The following is a 15,516-nucleotide window of genomic DNA, read 5'->3' as shown; positions in this document are numbered from 1 at the left end:
CTTTCACAAGATCAAAATGAGGGAGGTCTACCATGACCGCATCCGGCTCCCCGGTATCGACTGGCTCTGCGGCCGTTCCGCATCTCGACGTTGATCCCTTCGACATGAAATTTTTTGCCGACCCCTACCCCACGCATCAGCGGCTGCGTGAGGCCGGGCCAGTGGTCTATCTCGACAAGTGGAACGTCTATGGCGTGGCACGCTATGCCGAGGTCCATGCGGTGCTGAACGATCCCGCGACCTTCTGCTCCAGCCGCGGCGTCGGCCTGTCCGACTTCAAGAAGGAGACGCCGTGGCGACCGCCGAGCCTGATCCTCGAAGCCGATCCGCCTGCGCACACCCGCACCCGCGCCGTGCTGTCGAAGGTGCTATCGCCCACGGTGATGAAGGGGCTTCGTGACCGCTTCGCCGCGGCGGCCGAGCAGCGGGTCGACGAATTGCTGGACAAACGCAGCTTCGACGCGATCGCTGATCTGGCGGAAGCCTATCCGCTCTCGATCTTTCCGGACGCGCTCGGGCTGAAGCCGGAGGGCCGCGAACATCTGATCCCCTACGCGAGCGTCGTCTTCAACGCGTTCGGGCCGCCCAACGAATTGCGCCAGGAATCGATCGAGCGCTCGGCGCCCCATCAGGCTTACGTCACCGCGCAGTGTCAGCGAGAAAATCTCACGCCCGGCGGCATCGGCGCCTGCATTCACGCCCATGTCGACGAGGGCGCGATCACCGCGACCGAAGCGCCGCTTCTGGTCCGCTCGCTGCTCTCCGCCGGCCTCGATACCACCGTCAACGGCATCGGCGCCGCCGTTTATTGCCTGGCGCGTTTTCCCGACCAGTGGCAGCGCCTGCGCGGCGATCTCACCCTTGCGCGCAATGCCTTCGAGGAGGCGGTGCGCTTCGAGAGCCCGGTGCAGACGTTTTTCCGCACCACCACCCGCGAAGTCGAGCTCTCCGGTGCGACCATCGGCGAGGGCGAGAAGGTGCTCATGTTCCTTGCCGCCGCCAATCGCGATCCGCGGCGCTGGGACGAGCCCGACAGCTACGACATCGGCCGCCGCACCTCCGGCCATGTCGGCTACGGCTCCGGCATCCACATGTGCGTGGGCCAGCTCGTGGCGCGGCTCGAAGGGGAGACGATGCTCTCGGCGCTGGCCCGCCGTGTTGCCAGCATCGAGCTCGCCGGCGAGCCGAGGCGCCGCTTCAACAACACGCTGCGCGGGCTCGACAGCCTGCCGGTGACCATCACGCCGGCCTGACGCCGCCGGCGACGCAAACAACACATACAACACGGGAGGGAACGATGAAGCATCTGAAATGGGCGTTCGCACTGGCGGCGAGCCTGGCGAGCGGCGCGGCAAGCGCCGAGATATCCGACAATGTCGTGCGCGTCGGCGTGCTCAACGACATCTCCGGCATCTTCCAGGACACCAACGGCATGGGCTCGGTGGAAGCCGCGCGCATGGCGGCGGAGGACTTCAATGGCGGCGGCAAAGGTATCAAGGTCGAGATCGTCTATGCCGATCACCAGAACAAGGCCGATGTCGGCAACGCCATCGCGCGCAAATGGCTCGACGTCGAGGGCGTCGACGCCATCGTCGACGTGCCGAATTCGGCGGTCGGCCTGTCCATCAACGCGCTGCTGCGCGACGGCCGCATGACCTTTCTGGCCTCCTCGACCGCGAGCTCGGATCTCACCGGCAAGGCTTGCTCGCCCAACACCATCCAGTGGGTCAACGACGCCTGGGCAACCGGCAACACCACCGCAGCCGCGATGATGTCGCGCGGCGGCAAGGATTGGTATTTCCTCACGGTCGATTACGCGCTGGGCAAGGGCATCGAGGCGGAGGCGCAGAAGTACATCGAAGGGCACGGCGGCAGGGTGCTGGGCTCATCGAAGCATCCGCTCGGCACTTCCGACTTCGCCTCCTTCCTGTTGCAGGCGCAGAGCTCGAAAGCGCAGGTGATCGGACTCGCCAACGCCGGCGGCGACACCATCAACGCCGTGAAGCAGGCCGCCGAGTTCGGGATCCAGCAGAGCGGGCAGAAGCTCGTCGCCTTCCTGCTCTTCATCAACGACGTCCACGGCATGGGCATCAAGGTCGCGCAGGGGCTCCAGCTCATGGAAGCCTTCTACTGGGACATGAACGACGACACCCGCGCGTTCGCCAAGCGGTTCGCCGCCCGGCCCGGCATGAACGGCAAGATGCCGAGCGGCAACCAGGCGGGCGTCTACGCCTCCACGCTCGCTTATCTGAACGCGGTCGCCGCCACCGGCAGTGACAACGCCAAGAACGTCGTGCCCGAGATGAAGAAATTCAAGGGCAAGGACAAGCTCTTCGGCGACACCGCCATCCGCCAGGACGGCCGCGTCGTGCACCCGATGTACCTGTTCGAGGTGAAGAAGCCGGAGGAGTCGAAATATCCGTATGATTATTACAAGCTGGTCTCGACGATCCCCGCGGAGCAGGCGTTCAGGCCGCTGGCGGAGGGCGGGTGCGAGCTGGTGAAGTAGCTGCCGCTGTTGCGGCAAGCGTCGCTGCGCCCTCTCCCCTTGCGGGAGAGGGTGGCTTCGCGAAGCGAAGCCGGGTGAGGGTTCTCTCCTCACGGACGATCTCGCGAGTGGAGACATACCCCTCATCCGGCGCTTCGCGCCACCTTCTCCCGCAAGGGGAGAAGGAAGAGCACTACACCACCTTGCTGCTTCCCTGTGTGATCAACCGCGCCGCGCGCTGATCGCGCGCGTAGATCCAGAGCCAGCTCAAGGCGACGCTGAGGCGGTGGCGGAGGCCGATCAGGAAGTAGATGTGGGCGATGCCCCAGATCCACCATGCGATGGTGCCGCGCAGCTTGAAGCGGCCGAAATCGATGACGGCGAGCCGCTTGCCGATCTGGGCGAGGCTGCCGGCGTGCTTGTAACGGAATGGGCCGGTCGCAGCACCGCGCAGCCGGGCCTTGATGGTCTCGGCGACGTGCTTTCCCTGCTGCTTGGCAGCCGGCGCGATGCCCGGCACCGGCTTGCCGTCCCAGGCGTTGATGCTGACGGTGTCGCCGATCGCGAAGATCTCGGGATGACCGGGAATGGTCAGGTCGGCCTCGACCTGCACGCGTCCGGCGCGATCGCTGGGTGCGTCCAGCCATTCGGCGGCGGGCGAGGCGCGCACACCGGCGGCCCAGATACGTGTTTTTGCCTCGAGCAGCCTGCCGCCGAACACCACACCCTCGCGGTTGATCTCGGTCACGGCCTGCCCGAGCACGACCTCGACGCCGATCTTCTCCAGCGAGGCCTGCGCATAGGCCGAGAGATCGTCGGCAAAGCCCGCGAGCACGCGCGGCCCCGCCTCGATCAGCACCACGCGCGCCTTGGTGGTGTCGATGTTGCGGAAATCGCCGGGCAGAGTGTGATGCGCCATCTCGGCGATCGTGCCGGCGAGCTCGACGCCGGTCGGGCCGGCACCGACGATGACGAAGGTCAGCCGCGCCGCGCGCTTCGCCGGATCGGTCTCGCGCTCGGCGCGCTCGAACGCCACCAGGATATGACGGCGCAAGGTGGTGCCATCCTCCAGCGTCTTCAGGCCCGGCGCCCATTGCTCCCACTCGTCATGGCCGAAATAGGCGTGACGCGCACCGGTCGCCAGCACCAGCGTGTCGTAGGGCACCTCGCTGCCGTCGTCGATCAGGACGCAGCGCCTTGCCGCATCGACGCCGCTGACAGTCGCAAACAGCGTCGTCACCTCGCGCCGGTCGCGCATGAGATGGCGGATCGGCCAGGCGATCTCGCTGGTCGCGAGCGAGGCGGTCGCAACCTGGTAGAGCAGCGGCTGGAACAGATGATGGTTGCGGCGATCGATCAGCGTGATCTCGACCGGGGCGCCAGCGAGCCGGTAGGTCGTCTCCAGCCCGCCGAAGCCGGCCCCGACGATGACGACGCGGTGCGGTGTCGTGGTCATGATGTGCCCTCGAATCTCGCTGCTCTTCCTGCTCATTTAAGTGCGAATTGGGTGTCGCGGTCCAATAGCCGTCATCAATGGTCGGATAGGCCGGACGTATCGGTCCGGCGCGGAAAAAGCGCCGCAGCCCCCGGACCGGGCTTGGGCCAACCTTGGACCTTGGGCCGAAGTAAGTAGAATTATATTTCTTGCCATCCGCGACGGGCGCGAAATATGGTGCAGGGCAGGCGCTGAGCCATTGGCGGCTCGATGGATTTTGCGTTCAATAGAGACGACCCGGGCGGCGATCACCCCGCTTGCGGGCTCAATAATTAAGGAGGGGAGTGGTTATGAGGACGGCATTCTGGCTGGCGGGCGCAGCGGCGCTCGTGCTGGCAAATCAGGCATCCGCCGGCGACACCATCAAGATCGGCTTCGTTTCGACCTTCAGCGGCCCGACCGCCGTGATCGGCAACGACATGCGCAACTCCTTCGAGCTCGCGCTCGATCATCTCGGCCGCAAGATGGACGGCAAGCCGGTCGAGGTGATCTACGAGGACGACGGGCAGAAGCCCGACGTCGGCAAGCAGAAGACCGAGAAGCTGGTACAGTCCGACAAGGTCGATTTCATCGTCGGCTACATCTGGTCGAACGTGCTGCTGGCCTCGCTCAAGACCGCGGTGGATTCGCAGACCTTCCTGATCTCGGCCAATGCCGGCCCTTCGCAGCTCGCGGGCGATCTGTGCTCGCCTTACGTGTTCTCGACTTCCTGGCAGAACGACCAGACACCGCAGGCGGTCGGCACCTATATGAACCAGAAGGGCGTCAAGTCGGTGTTCCTGATCGGCCCGAACTACGCCGCCGGCAAGGACATGCTGGCTGGTGTCAAGAGTACCTTCAAAGGGCAGGTCGTGGGTGAGGAATACACGGTGTGGCCGAGCCAGCTCGACTTCTCGGCCGAGCTCTCCAAGGCGCGTGCCTCCGGCGCCGAGTCGATCTTCGTGTTCTATCCAGGTGCTGCGGGCGTACAATTCCTGAACCAATATGCTCAGGCCGGGCTGAAGAGCACGATGCCGCTCTACACCGCCTTCACCATCGACGAGCTGTCGCTGCCGCTCCAGAAGGAGAACGCGCTCGGGGTGCCCGGCGCGCAGCAATGGGTCAACGACCTCCCCAACGAACAGAACAAGCGCTTCGTCGCCGACTACCGCAAGAAGTATCCCGGCCTGCGTCCGACCTTCTATGGCGCGCAGTCCTACGACGCTGCGAACCTGATCAACAGCGCCGTCGTCGCCGTGAAGGGCGACACCAGCAAGAAGGACGCAATGAAGGCCGAAATGGAGAAGGCCAACTTCAAGTCGGTGCGCGGCGCGTTCAAGTTCGGCAACAACCACATCCCGATTCAGAACTTCTACCTGCAGGACGTGGTCAAGGACGCCGAAGGCCAGCTCGCGCTCAAGACGGTCGCGACCATCGTCGAGAACGACCAGGATCGCTTCCACGAGAAGTGCAAGATGAAGTGAGGTCGGCGTAGCCGCCGAATGAGGGGGCTCTTCTGCCCCTTCAATTGTAAGTATCGTAGGGTGGGCAAAGCGAAGCGTGCCCACCATTCGCACCGCATAATCGGCGAGGTGGTGGGCACGGCGCAAGCGCGCCTTTGCCCACCCTATGTTCCTCGATAGCCTCCGCACAGTCATTGCGAGCGCAGCGAAGCAATCCAGAATCCCTCCGCGGAGGCAGTCTGGATTGCTTCGTCGCAAGGGCTCCTCGCAATGACGATGAGGAGAACGACGTGCGAGAAAGAGACACCTATACCCTCGGCATGCTCGCCGGCCGCACCTCGCGGGCTTGCGCTGCGAGCCTGATTCCGGCATTGGCCGCGCCAAAGCCCCGGTAGTCCCGCCGCTCCACGATCTCGAAGAAGAAGCGCTCGTCGAAGATGTGGGTGTAGACCTGGAAGAACTCGCCGTCGCCCTCGCGATCGTAGAGGATGTGGTTGACGCGCAACTGCGCCATCAGCTCGGGCGCGAGGTCGTATTTGGCTTCGATGTCGTCGTAGTAATTATCGGGGATGTCCAGGAAATCCGCGCCGCGCTTGCGCATCTCCGCGACCGCCGCAAAAATGTCCGGGCACGCGAATGCGACGTGCTGCACGCCTGATCCGAAGAACTCCGAGATGAAGCGCGCCGGCAGCGTGCGGTTGGCGGAAGAGCCGTTGAGCACGAAGCGCAGGCTCTGGTCGGCGTTGATGATGGCCTGGCTCTGCACCAGACCTCTGGGGTCGGCGATCTCCATCTGCGGCAGCCGCGTCAGGTCGAGGATGCCGGTGTAGAACAGCAGCCAGGACAGCATCTCGTCATAGGGCATCGACTGCGCGATGTGATCGACGGCGAGCAGCGCATCCGCCCCCGCATCGCTCGCAACAGGCTCGAAATCCGTGTCCCAGTTCTTGCCGGCCTGGTCGAGGAAATAGAGCAGGCTGCCGCCGACACCGTGGATCGCGGGGATTTCCAGCTCGCCCGGCCCGACCGGCTGGTAGAAGGTGCGCGCCTTCAGCGTCTCGGCACGCTGCATGGCAAGGCCGGCATTGTCGACGTCGAGCGCGATCGCGCAGACGCCGGGGCCGTGCGTGACGTAGTGGGAATGGGCAAACCCGTCGGTCTCGCTGTTGATGACGAGCTCCACCTTGCCCTGCGACCAGCGCTCCACCGCCTTGCTGCGATGCGCGCCCGTCTTGCGGAAGCCGAGTTGCGAAAACAGACGGGCGAGCTCGCCGGCCTTGGTCTCGTTGACGGCAAATTCGATGAACCCGGTACCGCGGCTCTTCGCCTTCGGCGCCAGCGGCTCGGCGGCGAATTTCGGCCAATCCGGTGCAAGCTGGTCCTCCAGCAGGATCAGTGAGCGCAGGCCGTCCACCGCGGTCTGCGCAGCCGAGCCGGCGCGGAACTGGTCGTTGAAGATCTCCAGCGACAGCGGTCCGGCATAGCCGGTTGCTGCGATCGCCGCCATGAACTCGCCGACCGGCAGATCGCCCTGGCCGGGAAAGGACCGGAAGTGCCGGCTCCAGGACAGGATATCGAGCTCGAGCTTCGGCGCGTCCGCGAGTTGCACCAGAAAGATCTTGTCGCCGGGGATCGAGGCCATCGCGCGGGTTGGAAAGCCCGGTGCGAGCGTGTGAAAGCTGTCGAGGATGATCCCGATCGCGGGATGATCGGCGCGCCGTACGATCTCCCAGGCGTCGCGGTAGTCGTTGACATGGCGTCCCCAGGCCAATGCCTCGTAGCCGACGCGCACGGAGCGCTTGGCCGCGCGTTCGCCCAGCTCGCGAAAATCATCGGCGGCGCGGTCGATGCCGCCGAGCGAGACGGGCGAGACGTTGGAGCAGATCAGCAGCAGGTCGGTGCCAAGCTCCTGCATCAGATCGAACTTTCGCTCCGCGCGGGCAAAGTTGCGGGCGCGCTGCGGCTCGGGCATGCCTTCGAAATCGCGGAACGGCTGGAACGCGCAGATCTCGAGATTGAGTTCCTTGCAGAGCATAGCGATCTCGCGCGGGCCTGAGCCGAAAGACAGCAGATCGTTCTCGAAGATCTCGACCGCGTCGAAGCCGGCCGCTGCAATGGCGCGAAGCTTTTCGTCGAGGGAGCCCGAGAGCGAGACGGTGGCGATCGAGCGCTTGTTCATGCGGCCTGCTCCATGATCTGCCCCGGCGAGATCTTTTGTCCCGTGCGCGCCGCTTCGCTGACGGCCTCGACGACGGCGAGCGTGCCCATTGCATCCTCGACCGAAATCAGAGGCTGCTCGCGGCCGGCGATCACGGCCAGGAAATGCCGAAGCTGCTCGGCGAGCGGATCGTAAGCCGAGAGTGCGACGGGCTCGCGAACCAGCGGCGCGTGCCAGCCGGGATCTTGTCGATACGACCACAGCTCCATGGTGGGCACCGAGAGGGAGCCTTTAGTTCCGGCGAAGACGTAACAGGGCTGGTCCTGTCTGGGATAGACCGCGTTCTCGCCCGATGTGAGTTCCCAGCTCCATGGCGCCGGCGTCGCATCCGACACGGTCACCGTGCCGAGGGCGCCGTTGGCGAAGCGCAGCAAGAGCGCCGCGGTGTCCTCGACGGCGAGGCCGCGCACCTTGTTCGATGTCAGCGCCTGCACCTCGACGATCTCGCCGCAGATGAAGCGGAGATTGTCGATGTCATGAATCAAATTGATCAGCAGCGGACCGCCGCCCGCCTCACGCCGCCAGGCGACATCGAAATAATCGTCCGGTTTCTTCAGCAGCCACAGTCCGGCCACTGCGGTGAGCTGGCCGAGCTTGCCGCTTGCCACTGTTCCACGGGCCGACTTGATGATGGGATTGTGCCGCCGGTGGTGACCGACCAGCATCGGCACGCCGGTGCGCCTCACCGTGGCACAGAGGCGCTGTGCGGTGGCAACCGTCTCGGTCACCGGCTTCTCGATCAGCGCGGGAACGCCCGCCGCGGCGCAATCAAGGGCCATCGGCAAATGCAGCGTGTTGGGCGAGGCGATGACGAGACCGTCCGGCTTCTCCTGTGCCAGCAGCGCGCGATGATCTGGATAGCAGGGCACGTTGTGCGCCAGTGCATAATCCTTCGCGGCGGGCGAGGGATCGGCGATGCCGGCGAGCTCGCAGTCCTCCAATGCCGTGATCAGCTCGATATGGCGGCGGCCGATCAGGCCGGCTCCGGCGACGGCGATGCGCATTGCCGCGCTCATGCCGCACTCTCCTCCATCGCGCCGCCGAGGAACAACTGGCCGATCCGCGGATCGTTCAGAATGCGCTTGGCGTCGTCGACCATGCGGGTCTGGCCCAGCTCGAGCACGATGCCGATGTCCGAGATTTCCAGCGCCGAGCGCGCGTTCTGCTCGATCATCAGGATGGTGACGCCGCGGTCGCGCAGGCTTCTGAGGATATCGAAGGTCTGCTGCACCATCAGGGGCGATAGCCCGATCGAAGGCTCGTCGACCAACACCAGCTTCGGCTCGAGCAACAGCGAGCGCGCGATCTCGAGTTGCTTCTGCTCGCCGCCCGAGAGCGTCGAGGCCTGTTGCGTCGACTTCCGCCGCAGCGCCGGGAACAGGTCGAGCGCCGCCTCGATCCGCCGGGGCATGTCGAGTCCCTTTCCGGCGGCGACGCCGCCGAGCTCGATGTTGTGACGCACCGACAGTTCGGGAAAGATGTTGCGGCCCTGCGGCACGTAGCAGATGCCGGCATTGAGCAGCGCGCGCTGGCTTAAGTTGGTGACGTCGCGGCCGGCAAAGCTGATCTTGCCCTCGCGCAGCCTGAGCAGGCCGAAGATCGCCTTGAACACGGTGGACTTGCCGGCGCCGTTCGGGCCGATGATGGTGGTGATGGTCGCCGGCGGCACCGAGAACGTGGTGCCGTTCAGGATCGTCATCTTGCCGTAGCCGCCGACGAGATTGTGAACCGAGAGGATCGGGTCGCTCATGTTGGCTTCCTAATGTCCGAGATAGGCTTCGATCACGGCGGGGTTCTTGCGCACTTCGTCGGGCCGTCCCATCGCCAGCACCTTGCCTTCCGCCATCACCATCACGCGCGAGCACAGCGACATCACGAACTCCATGTTGTGCTCGATCACGACGAAGGTGGCGTTCTTCTGGCGGTTGATCGCGACGAGGCGGTCCTTCAGATCCGCCAGCATCGACGGGTTGACGCCGCCGGCGGGCTCGTCGAGCAGCACGAGGCGCGGGCCGCCCATGAAGGCCATGGCGGCGTCGAGCAGCTTTTGCTGGCCATAGGAGAGGCCGCCGGCGGGCTCGTCTGCGAGATGGTCGAGCTTGAAGAAGCCGATCATCTGGTTGGCGGTCTCGGTGAGCCCGGCATCGGAGCGGCCGACGAGGCGCGAGGCCATGTTGCCCTGATGCTCTTGCCCTGCGAGGATCAGGTTCTCGCGGACCGAGAGTTTTGGGAACACCTGAAGGAGCTGGAAGGTGCGGCTGACGCCGAGCTTGTTGAGCTCGGCAGGACGCAGGCCGGTGACCAGCTTGCCGTCGAGCTTGACCTCGCCACCGCTTGGAGTGAGCTGGCCGAGGATGCAGTTGAACAGGGTCGACTTGCCGCAGCCGTTCGGTCCGATCAGGCCGAGGATCTCGCCCTCGCGCACGTCGAAGGAAACGCCATCGACGGCGCTGATGCCACCAAAGTTCTTCCTGATGTCGGTGACTTCGAGGACCGCACTCATTGCGCTGCCTCCAGTCGGGATTTTGCGACGGCGCGCAGCGCGGACGCTGCCTTGGTGCGGCGTTCGGCAAGATAACGGTCGAGGATCCCGAGAATGCCGGTCGGCGACCAGATCAGCAGCAGCATCACCGCCACGGCATAGAGCATCAGATAATAGCCTTCGGTGAAGCGCAGCCATTCCGGCAGCAGCACCGCGATCATCGCCCCGAGGAACGGGCCGAAATAGAAACCGGCGCCGCCGACGATCACCATCATCAGCAGGTCGAGCGAGAGCGAGAGGTTGAACGGCACCGGATCGATATATTGCGTCAGCGGCGCATAGAGCGCGCCGGCGACGCCGCCGAGTGCCGAGCCGATCGCGAACGCCATCAGCGTGTAGCGGCGCGTGTCGATGCCGAGCGATTGCGCGCGCAGCGGGTTCTCGCGCAGCGCCATGAAGGCGCGGCCCCAGGGCGAACGGATCAGCCACCACACCGCCAGCGACACGATCGCGAGCGCGCCGAGGCAGACATAATAGAACGGCAGCGGCTTGTTGGTCGCGAATCCGAAGATGTTCGGGCGGGGAATATTGGAGATGCCGTAGATGCCGCCGGTGAGCCAGCTCTCGTTGCGGAACACCAGGAAGGCGAGGGTGGAAAAGGCGAGCGTGACGAAGGCGAGATAGTGATGCTGCACGCGCAGCGCGGGATAGCCGAGCACCCAGCCGACGGCGAAGCTCAAGGCGATCGCGACCAGAATAGCCGCCGGCAACGGCCAGCCATGCGTGGTCATGATGGCGGACGCGTAGGCGCCGATGCCGACGAAGGCGCCCTGCGCCAGCGAGACCTGGCCGGCATAGCCGAGCGTGAGATTGAGCCCCATCGCGGCGATGCTCATCACGGCCCATTGGCTCAGGATGAACAGGCCGTAGCGGTTGAAGTTCATGGGCACGATGATCAGCGCGGCGATCACGGCAAGGCCGAGCGCGATCTTCAGGGGTTTGGCAAAGCCGGTCATACCGTGCGCTCCTCGGCGCGGCCGAGCAAGCCCTGCGGCCGGAACAGGATGACGGCGATCAGGAAGAGCATCGGCACGGCGGCGCGGTACTGCGTCGAGACATAGGCGGCTGCGAGATTGTCGAGCACGCCGATCAGCAGGCCGCCCGCGATCGCCCCGCGCACCTGGTTGAAGCCGCCGACGATCGCGGCGATGAAGGCGGCTTGGCCCAGCACCTCGCCGGATGAGAATTTGGCGAGATAGATCGGCGTGATCAGCAACGAAGCCAGCGCCACCAGGAAGGCATTGATCAGGAAGGTCAGCAGGATCATGCGCTCGACCGGCACGCCGATGATGCGGGCCACCGTCGGGTTCTGGGCAGCCGCCTGCATCTGGTGGCCGAGCGAGGTGCGGTTGAGCAGCGTGGTCAGGCCGACCACGGCGAGGATGGCGACGACGAGCACGCCGATGCTCTGCAGCGACACCGCATAGCCGAAAATTGAGACGTCACCGGTCGGCACGATGGATGGAAAGGGCTGGGCTTCGGCGCTGAAGAACTGCTTGACGGATTCCTTGATGCCGATCGCCAACGCCATGGTTGCGATCGCGAGCGGCAGCACGCCGTGGCGCATCATGGAGTCCACCAGCAGCAGCTTGAAGGCGAGGCCGAGCAGGATCATCGACAAGAGGATGCCGAGGATGATCGCGAGCCAGAACGGCGCGCCGACATGCATCGCCGCCAACATCAGGAAGGCCGGCAGCATCACGAACTCGCCTTGCGCGAAATTGATGGTCTGCGAGGTCTGCCACAGCAGCGTGAAGCCGACCGCGACCAGCGCATAGATCGCGCCGGTGGCAAGTCCTGCGACCAGAAGATCGAACAGATTGGACATGGGTTCTCTTTGATCGTTAGAGCCCGAGTGAACGCCACGCGAATTCAGGCCTATCACTCCCTCTCCCCGCGAAGGGCGGGGCGAGGGAGAAGGGGAGTCCTCACTTCACCTTAGGCAGCACCTGCTTCACGACCTGCTTGCCCTCGACCACCTCCACCAGAAAGCTCTGGCGGTCGATGTCGCCGGTCTCGCTGAAGGTGACGTCCATCAGGATGCCCGGCTCGTCCGCGGCCTTGATGGTGAGGCCGTGCAGCGTGTCGGCGAATTTCTTCGGGTCGACCTTGCCCATCTTCTCGGTGGTGGCCTTCACCATGTAGACCGCGAGATAGCCCTTCAGGCCGTTGTGGTCGGGGACGTAATTGTACTTCTTCGAGAACTTCTCGCGGAATTGCTTGATCAGGTCGACCGGCGCATCGGTGGTGAGGCCGACATGGCCGCGTGCCCCGTTGGCGGCATCGCCCGCAAGCTCGATCACCTTCTGGCCGATCAGCGTGGTCTCGCCCATCAGGGGTGCGCTGACGCCCTGGCGCTTCAGCTCTTTCAGGATGCGCGCGCTCTCTTCCTCGTTGAGATAGACGAAGACGGCGCCGGGATTGGCAGCCTTGATCTTGCCGACGTCAGCGGCGAAATCGGCCTGACCCGCTTCGGTGGAGAGGTCGGCGACCACCTTCGAGCCGAGCCGGTCCAGCTCCTTGATGACGACATCGCGCCCGCCGCGGCCAAAGTCGTTGTTGACCCAGACCACTGCGACCGTCTTCGCCTTCATCTCGTCGTGGATGTACTTCGCAACCTTCGGCATCGAGGATTGCTGGCCGAACGAGGTGCGGAACAGGAACTTGTTGCCGCCCTGCGTCAGCTCGGCCGCTTCGCCGCCCATGATCTGCGCGATGCCGGCTTCGGCCGCGAGCGGGGCTGTGACCTTCACCGAGCCGGAATAGCCGGGCCCGAGCAGCACGTAGGGCTCGGCGTCGAGCGCCTTCTGGACCTGGGCACGCGCCACGCCCGGATTGGATTGCGAGTCGGCGTGGGTGACCTCCAGCTTGCGGCCGAGCACGCCGCCCTTGGCGTTGATCTCTTCGATCGCGAGATCGATGCCGTTCTTCCAATTGGTGCCGACCGTGGCGCCGCCACCCGAGAGCTCGGCGACGTCGGCGAGCTTGATCGCCTGGGCAAAGGCGCTGGTTGCGGTCATGGCGGTGAGCAGCGCGCCCACCAGTAGCGTTGATTTCATCGTCGTCTCCTCACGTTTCAAATTTTGCAAGCGGCCTTGTATCCGGCCGCCTCGTCTCAAGCTGCCTGATAGGCGGCGCTGCGCGCAGCCATCACGGCATCGAAAGCCTCTCCCATGACTTCCGTCGATGGGGCAAGGCCGGTGAACAGTTCGAAGGCATCCGCCGCCTGGTAGATCGCGAGCTCGCGGCCGGTCATGGTCCGGGCACCCTTCTCTCGCGCTGCGGCCAGCAGCGGCGTGACCAGCGGCGAATAGACGGCGTCGGCGACCCACAGGTCCGCCCTGAGCAGTGCCGCCGGCACTGGCGTGTCCCGGTTCGGCAGCATGCCGACCGGCGTGCCGTTGACGAGGCCGGTTGCGCCATCGAGTGCATCCTCGACGCTGGCGGCAGCGCGAGCGCCGCCGCGCGGGGCGAGCAGGGAAACCAGCTTTTCGGCACGCGCCGGCTCGCTGTCGAAGATGCGGATGTCGGTCACGCCGAGGCTCGCCAGTGCAAACGCGATCGCCTTGCCGACGCCGCCGGCGCCGATCACCGCCACGGCGTTGGCGGACGCGGCCAGCAGCGGCGCCACCGCGCGCGCAAAGCCGGTGGTGTCGGTGTTGTGGCCGGTCAGGCGGCCGTCTCTGACGACGACGGTGTTGACCGCGCCCATGGCGGCAGCGCCCGGCGCCAGCGCGTCGAGCAGCGGGACCACCGCTTCCTTGTAGGGATAGGTGATGTTGACGCCGGCAAAGCCGAGCCGCCGCACGCCTTCGAGCATCATGCGCAGCCCGGCCGCGTCGGCGCCGGCGACCTCGATGAGCTGGTAGTGGCCGCGCAGGCCGAGCGCCTCGGCGGCGCGCTCGTGCATGGCAGGGGACGCGGAATGCGCGATCGGCGCGCCGATCAGGCCGGTGAGGAGCTTCTGGCTGGCGGCGTATCCGCGCTTCGACATGGTTCGCTATCGTCTCAAAGGGAGCGTTCGGTCCCGGTCATTAGCGGGAAAATCCGCGCAACTCCAAGGGAGCTTCCAGCTGCGACGATAGCCTGTCCGTTGCCTAACACAATTACCCTTTTATCCGGTAAACCTAACATCATGTTATCTCTTTCGCGCACGCCCCGGCGCCGCCTTTCCATTGCCGCGGGACGGCTCGACCGCGCGCATCTCGGCGCGCAGCGCCTCGATGAAATACTCGGCATGGAGTGACAGCGGCGCGCCGCGCTTGACCGCGATGTAGGTGTCGAACCGCGTCGGCTCGGCGATCTTCAAGAGCTCGATTCCGGGATAGCCGCCATGGGCCACCGTGAACTGGTCGATGATGGCGATGCCGAGTCCGGCCTTCACCAGCGCGCAGACCGTGGTACCGAAGCGCGCGCGGATGGTGATGTCGTAGTCAAGCCGGTTGCGCGCGAAGATTTCGGCCATGATCCGGCCGTAGGGATCGTTGGGATCGATGCCGATCAGCGGGTAGCGGGTGATCTCGGCGGCCGAGACCTGCTTGCGGCCGGCGAGCTCGTGTCCCGGTGGCACGATGCAGTACAGCTCGCCCGAGGCGAGCGGCATGAAGTCGAGCGCGGAATGCTCCAGCCGGTAGCTCATCGCCACGCACTCGCCGCGCCCGAGCATGAGATAGTCGATGGCCTCCTCAAGCTTGAGGATGTTGATGTCGATACCGAGGTCGGGATAGCGGCGGCGGACACGCTCGATCGCGCGCGGCACCATCACCTGCGAGATGCTGGGTACCGAGCCGATCCGCAGTTCGGACAACCCGCCGCGGCCGATCTTGGAGATGATCTCCGAGAGATCGTCGACCTTCTTGTAGACGCCGTTGATCTGCTCGAAGATATTTTCGGCTTCCGGCGTCGGGAAGTAACGCCCGTTCTGGCGCTGGAAGAAGCGGATGCCGAGTGAGCGCTCGGTGTATTTGACGAGGCGGCTGATGCCCGGCGCCGAGACGTTGAGCAGCTTCGCCGCACCGCCGATGGTGCCCGTCACCATCACGGCCCGGATCACTTCAACCTGGCGCAGCGTCATCATGAAGAGGGCATCCCGACACCATCATGGCGGCGCTGCCTTCCCACTCCCCTTGTGGGAGAGGGTGGCTCGCCGCTCAGCGGCGAGACGGATGAGGGGTTGTTTCCGCGAATGATCCTGCCGCGATGAGTGCGCGGAGACAACCCCTCATCCGGCGCTTCGCCACCTTCTCCCACAAGGGGAGAAGGAAAGGCAACTTCTCGTTCAGATTGTTTCGACTAAAACCAACGCGTTTCGAATGGAGGGCGGCGTCGCGC

The 15,516-nt window shown here is 65.1% G+C and carries 13 protein-coding genes; 3 read left to right on the top strand and 10 right to left on the bottom strand.

What is annotated here, in order from left to right; all coding sequences use genetic code 11:
* The first annotated feature begins 32 nt into the window (after positions 1–32).
* On the top strand, positions 33–1,253 hold the full coding sequence (locus RX330_RS34700) for a cytochrome P450 (RefSeq protein WP_317241500.1): 1,221 nt from the start codon (positions 33–35) through the stop codon (positions 1,251–1,253).
* Between the two features lie 44 nt (positions 1,254–1,297).
* Positions 1,298–2,509: an ABC transporter substrate-binding protein gene (locus RX330_RS34695; RefSeq protein WP_317241499.1), complete on the top strand. Its 1,212-nt coding sequence runs from the start codon at positions 1,298–1,300 to the stop codon at positions 2,507–2,509.
* A 172-nt stretch (positions 2,510–2,681) separates the two neighbouring features.
* Here RX330_RS34695 and RX330_RS34690 read toward each other — a convergent pair whose 3' ends face one another.
* The gene (locus RX330_RS34690; protein ID WP_317241498.1) at positions 2,682–3,944 is read right to left on the bottom strand and encodes an NAD(P)/FAD-dependent oxidoreductase; all 1,263 of its coding nucleotides are present in this window, start codon (positions 3,942–3,944) and stop codon (positions 2,682–2,684) included.
* Between the two features lie 329 nt (positions 3,945–4,273).
* Here RX330_RS34690 and RX330_RS34685 point away from each other — a divergent pair, with 329 nt between their 5' ends.
* Entirely contained in the window at positions 4,274–5,446 is a 1,173-nt protein-coding gene (locus RX330_RS34685) for an ABC transporter substrate-binding protein (RefSeq protein WP_212083990.1), read from the top strand.
* Positions 5,447–5,732: 286 nt separating this feature from the next.
* Here the strand turns inward: RX330_RS34685 and RX330_RS34680 are convergent, their stop codons facing one another.
* From RX330_RS34680 to RX330_RS34640, 9 genes are all read right to left on the bottom strand, one after another.
* The gene (locus RX330_RS34680) at positions 5,733–7,604 is read right to left on the bottom strand and encodes a bifunctional sugar phosphate isomerase/epimerase/4-hydroxyphenylpyruvate dioxygenase family protein (RefSeq protein WP_317241497.1); all 1,872 of its coding nucleotides are present in this window, start codon (positions 7,602–7,604) and stop codon (positions 5,733–5,735) included.
* Positions 7,601–8,659 carry a Gfo/Idh/MocA family protein gene (locus RX330_RS34675; RefSeq protein WP_317241496.1) on the bottom strand — a complete coding sequence of 353 codons (1,059 nt, stop codon included), beginning with the start codon at positions 8,657–8,659 and terminating at the stop codon, positions 7,601–7,603. Before RX330_RS34675 ends, RX330_RS34680 begins: the two co-directional genes overlap by 4 nt.
* Entirely contained in the window at positions 8,656–9,393 is a 738-nt protein-coding gene (locus tag RX330_RS34670) for an ABC transporter ATP-binding protein (protein WP_317241495.1), read from the bottom strand. The genes RX330_RS34675 and RX330_RS34670 overlap by 4 nt, the downstream gene beginning before the upstream one ends.
* A gap of 9 nt (positions 9,394–9,402) precedes the next feature.
* On the bottom strand, positions 9,403–10,146 hold the full coding sequence (locus RX330_RS34665; protein WP_317241494.1) for an ABC transporter ATP-binding protein: 744 nt from the start codon (positions 10,144–10,146) through the stop codon (positions 9,403–9,405).
* Entirely contained in the window at positions 10,143–11,141 is a 999-nt protein-coding gene (locus tag RX330_RS34660; RefSeq protein WP_317241493.1) for a branched-chain amino acid ABC transporter permease, read from the bottom strand. Before RX330_RS34660 ends, RX330_RS34665 begins: the two co-directional genes overlap by 4 nt.
* The gene (locus RX330_RS34655; RefSeq protein WP_317241492.1) at positions 11,138–12,013 is read right to left on the bottom strand and encodes a branched-chain amino acid ABC transporter permease; all 876 of its coding nucleotides are present in this window, start codon (positions 12,011–12,013) and stop codon (positions 11,138–11,140) included. The genes RX330_RS34660 and RX330_RS34655 overlap by 4 nt, the downstream gene beginning before the upstream one ends.
* Before the next feature lie 100 nt (positions 12,014–12,113).
* Positions 12,114–13,244: an ABC transporter substrate-binding protein gene (locus tag RX330_RS34650; RefSeq protein WP_317241491.1), complete on the bottom strand. Its 1,131-nt coding sequence runs from the start codon at positions 13,242–13,244 to the stop codon at positions 12,114–12,116.
* 56 nt (positions 13,245–13,300) lie between these two features.
* Positions 13,301–14,179 carry a shikimate dehydrogenase gene (locus RX330_RS34645; RefSeq protein WP_317241490.1) on the bottom strand — a complete coding sequence of 293 codons (879 nt, stop codon included), beginning with the start codon at positions 14,177–14,179 and terminating at the stop codon, positions 13,301–13,303.
* A gap of 144 nt (positions 14,180–14,323) precedes the next feature.
* Entirely contained in the window at positions 14,324–15,262 is a 939-nt protein-coding gene (locus RX330_RS34640) for a LysR family transcriptional regulator (RefSeq protein WP_317241489.1), read from the bottom strand.
* Positions 15,263–15,516: the final 254 nt, after the last annotated feature.

This window comes from Bradyrhizobium sp. NDS-1, assembly GCF_032918005.1.
GTDB lineage: Bacteria > Pseudomonadota > Alphaproteobacteria > Rhizobiales > Xanthobacteraceae > Bradyrhizobium > Bradyrhizobium tunisiense.
This window is presented reverse-complemented; position numbering and strand designations above follow the sequence as displayed.

Coding starts and splice junctions, on each gene's coding strand:
- RX330_RS34685 (WP_212083990.1), top strand. CDS start 4,274: ATGAGGACGGCATTCTGGCTGGCGGGCGCAGCGGCGCTCGTGCTGGCA.
- RX330_RS34680 (WP_317241497.1), bottom strand. CDS start 7,604: ATGAACAAGCGCTCGATCGCCACCGTCTCGCTCTCGGGCTCCCTCGAC.
- RX330_RS34655 (WP_317241492.1), bottom strand. CDS start 12,013: ATGTCCAATCTGTTCGATCTTCTGGTCGCAGGACTTGCCACCGGCGCG.
- RX330_RS34665 (WP_317241494.1), bottom strand. CDS start 10,146: ATGAGTGCGGTCCTCGAAGTCACCGACATCAGGAAGAACTTTGGTGGC.
- RX330_RS34660 (WP_317241493.1), bottom strand. CDS start 11,141: ATGACCGGCTTTGCCAAACCCCTGAAGATCGCGCTCGGCCTTGCCGTG.
- RX330_RS34645 (WP_317241490.1), bottom strand. CDS start 14,179: ATGTCGAAGCGCGGATACGCCGCCAGCCAGAAGCTCCTCACCGGCCTG.
- RX330_RS34695 (WP_317241499.1), top strand. CDS start 1,298: ATGAAGCATCTGAAATGGGCGTTCGCACTGGCGGCGAGCCTGGCGAGC.
- RX330_RS34670 (WP_317241495.1), bottom strand. CDS start 9,393: ATGAGCGACCCGATCCTCTCGGTTCACAATCTCGTCGGCGGCTACGGC.
- RX330_RS34690 (WP_317241498.1), bottom strand. CDS start 3,944: ATGACCACGACACCGCACCGCGTCGTCATCGTCGGGGCCGGCTTCGGC.
- RX330_RS34640 (WP_317241489.1), bottom strand. CDS start 15,262: ATGATGACGCTGCGCCAGGTTGAAGTGATCCGGGCCGTGATGGTGACG.
- RX330_RS34650 (WP_317241491.1), bottom strand. CDS start 13,244: ATGAAATCAACGCTACTGGTGGGCGCGCTGCTCACCGCCATGACCGCA.
- RX330_RS34700 (WP_317241500.1), top strand. CDS start 33: ATGACCGCATCCGGCTCCCCGGTATCGACTGGCTCTGCGGCCGTTCCG.
- RX330_RS34675 (WP_317241496.1), bottom strand. CDS start 8,659: ATGAGCGCGGCAATGCGCATCGCCGTCGCCGGAGCCGGCCTGATCGGC.